This is a genomic window from Methanoregula sp. (assembly GCF_002835825.1).
Taxonomy (GTDB): Archaea; Halobacteriota; Methanomicrobia; order Methanomicrobiales; family Methanospirillaceae; genus Methanoregula.
The window spans coordinates 1-3,007 of sequence record NZ_PIZH01000272.1; the positions used below are offsets into that span (position 1 = coordinate 1).

Sequence of the window (3,007 nt, forward strand, 5' to 3'; positions counted from 1 at the left end):
AACCCCACCTGCTCCACCGTCCACCGGGCATCGGTGAGAAGCTGATGGGGGGGATCGTCGCGTCCCGGAACCAGACGCCCTTTGAGAATTGTGCCGACATCTCCGCGCGGATCAAGGAGATCCCCCACCAGGAGCAGATGGTACAGGCACGGATTCTCGAAGAGCTCCAGGACAAGGAGACCAAGTACCACCTGTTTACCACGAAATGAAAGCGCAGCACGACCAGCAATTCCTCGTTGACCAGAATGCGGTGAACCGCATCGCGGACTTAACTGAAGTGCGGGGGAAGAAGGTGCTCGAGATCGGGCCGGGCAACGGGGCACTCACCCGTGCCCTGCTCAACCGGGGCACCACCGTGCATGCAATCGAGCTCGACGGGGTGCTCGTGGAGCAGCTCAGCGAGACCTTTTCTGATGAGATTGCATCAGGACAGCTCGTGCTCCAGCACGGCGATGCCACCCGGTGCGAATACCCCCCGTTTGATGTTACGGTATCGAACCTTCCCTATTCTGCCTCATCCAAGATCACGTTCCGGCTGCTGGAACACCCGTTCGAGGTCGGCGTCCTGATGTACCAGGCAGAGTTTGCCGATCGCATGGTGGCAAAGGCAGGGACCAAGGACTGCGGGCGGCTCTCGATCATGGTCCAGACCTATGCAGCCGTGCAGCAGTGTTTCCGGCTCCCGCCGCAGAGTTTCTCGCCCCGGCCCCAGGTACACTCCGCGGTTGTGAAGATCTTTCCCCGCGAGCCGATCTTTTACATCAATGACCGGCGCCTGTATGCGAATGTTGTCCGGGCGCTCTTCTCGCACCGGAGAAAGACCGTGAGAAACTGCCTGAAGGGATCGGCCGGCACTATGCTGGGTGCCGAATGGGTGAAGCGGGTGCTCTCGACCCTGCCGGAAGAGATTTTGGCAAGTCGTCCCGAGGCATTGTATCTCGAGGACTTTGCCACTATCGCAAACATCCCGTGACTCAAGGCCGAACGGTTTTTGCTCCTGCCCTGCTGAATACTTCTTCTGGGACTGTCATGAAATGGAGAGGCTGGGAGAAGGTATCGCTCGAAGTTGCTGACCCAACGGTCCCATCCGGCAGGCAGATTGTTGAGGCGATCGCCCCTGTCATCGTATCGGTGAGCCGATCCACGGATATCCCGGCATTCTACGGGGACTGGTTCCTCCACCGGCTGAAAGAGGGATACGTTCGATGGAAAAGCCCCTTTGGTGGCAGACCGGTCTTTGTCTCGTTTGCCCGGACACGGCTCTTTGTCTTCTGGTCCAAGAACCCCTTGCCGTTCCTTCCCTTCCTGGATACGCTCGACCATCTCGGGTACGGGTATTATTTCCTCTACACCCTCAACGACTACGAAGCCGAACGCATGGAACAAAACGTGCCACCGCTCGATGAACGGATTGAAACGTTCATCCGGCTCTCCCGCCGGATCGGGCCGGGAAAGGTCGTGTGGCGGTTTGATCCCCTCATCCTTACGGAAACCATCACGGTCAGCGAACTGCTGGACCGGGTGGAACGCATCGGCGACCGCATCGCCCCGTTCACGAAACGGATGGTCTTCAGTTTCGTGGACATCGAGAAATACACGAAAGTCCGGCGGAACCTGGACGCCGCCGGGTGCCGGGGCGCCCGCGAGTTCTCGGATGCAGAAATTGCTGAGTTCTGCGAGGGCCTCCGCCGTCTCAATGAACGCTGGGGCCTGACCCTTTCCGCCTGCGCCGAGGGCCGCGATCTCTCGCAGTATGGTATCGGACGGGGGCAGTGCATCAGCTATGACCTGATGACAACCGAGTTTGCTCACGACAAGGACCTGATGGCGTTCCTGCGGCCCGAAGGCCTGCAGGCACTTGACGGGTCTTCACCGGATCCCTCGCGGCGCCTGAAGGACCCCGGCCAGCGGAATACCTGCCGGTGCATTGTGTCGAAGGATATCGGGCAGTACTCGACCTGCATGCATCTCTGCTCGTACTGCTATGCCAATACGTCAGCGGCAACCGTGCGCCGGAATTATTCACAGTACCTTGCAGATCGCGACAGCGGGATGTTCCACGATACAATTGTCGGGTAAGGTAACGGGCTGTCAGAAATCCCGCATAATTTTTATCGCGCAGAACTTCCCGCACATCGTGCACTCCGTCTCCTCCCCGCAGAACTGCCGTGCCCGCTCCGGGTCCATGGCACACCGGATCTGTGCTTCCCGGTCGAGTGCGGCCCGGTGGACCGCTACTTCTTCATCCTCTTTCTCCCTGCCCTGCTTGACGGTATCGCCGACATGGGCTGCAATCCTGAACGCGATGAGACCTTCTTTCACCGCTTCGGGATCGGGAAGCCCGAGGTGTTCTGCCGGGGTGATATAACAGAGATAATCCGCTCCTGCCGCACTCGCGGTGCTGGCCCCGATGGCACCGGCAATATGGTCGTATCCTGCCGCAATATCCGTTGGCAGGGGCCCGGCAACAAAGAGTGGGAACGGGGAGCGTTTCTTATACGAGCGGACAACGGGAGCAATCCTGTCGTGGCGGATATGCCCGCCCGCGCCTTCGATGATCACCTGGACTCCGGCTGCAAGGGCCTGCCGGGCAAGCGTGACATTCTGGCGGAGCTCGGCCTGCTGGAATGCATCCGGGCGATCGTGGATACAGCCGCTCCGTGCCGTGTTGCCAAGCGAAAGGACTAGATCATGCTTCCGGCAGATCGAGAGGATTTCGTCAAAGTGTTCTACAAACGGGTTTTCGCAATCATGGGTAAGCATGAATGCGCTGGTGATCGACCCTCCCTTGGAGACCATCCCGAGAACCCGTCTCTTCTTCTTGAAAACCTCAAGCATTTTCCGCGTCACGCAGTGGACGACAACCGAACTGATCCCCTGCCCGGCCTGTTGTTTGAGGGTGGCAGGGATATCTTCTGCCGTCATGGTCTCGAGGCCGCATTCGACAACCGCCTGGTAGATCGGCACGGTGGTGACGGGGAGCGTGGTAAACGCGAGGATATCCCTC

The 3,007-nt window shown here is 59.4% G+C and carries 4 protein-coding genes; 3 read left to right on the plus strand and 1 reads right to left on the minus strand.

Annotated elements, in window-relative coordinates; all coding sequences use genetic code 11:
- The 3 genes from CW742_RS09635 to CW742_RS09645 form a co-directional block, all read left to right on the plus strand.
- Window positions 1-209 (plus strand): DUF655 domain-containing protein (locus CW742_RS09635; RefSeq protein ID WP_292419706.1); only part of this gene is annotated, 209 nt, incomplete at its 5' end.
- The gene (rsmA, locus tag CW742_RS09640; RefSeq protein ID WP_292419707.1) at window positions 206-973 is read left to right on the plus strand and encodes a 16S rRNA (adenine(1518)-N(6)/adenine(1519)-N(6))-dimethyltransferase RsmA; all 768 of its coding nucleotides are present in this window, start codon (window positions 206-208) and stop codon (window positions 971-973) included. The genes CW742_RS09635 and rsmA, both read left to right, overlap by 4 nt.
- A gap of 56 nt (window positions 974-1,029) precedes the next feature.
- Window positions 1,030-2,079 (plus strand): DUF1848 domain-containing protein, encoded by a 1,050-nt coding sequence (locus CW742_RS09645; protein WP_292419709.1) that lies wholly within the window; start codon window positions 1,030-1,032, stop codon window positions 2,077-2,079.
- Window positions 2,080-2,091: 12 nt separating this feature from the next.
- On the opposite strand, the gene CW742_RS09650 is transcribed toward CW742_RS09645, so the two are convergent.
- Window positions 2,092-3,007 (minus strand): phosphomethylpyrimidine synthase ThiC (locus tag CW742_RS09650; protein WP_292419711.1); only part of this gene is annotated, 916 nt, incomplete at its 5' end.

Coding starts and splice junctions, on each gene's coding strand:
- rsmA (WP_292419707.1), top strand. CDS start 206: ATGAAAGCGCAGCACGACCAGCAATTCCTCGTTGACCAGAATGCGGTG.
- CW742_RS09645 (WP_292419709.1), top strand. CDS start 1,030: ATGAAATGGAGAGGCTGGGAGAAGGTATCGCTCGAAGTTGCTGACCCA.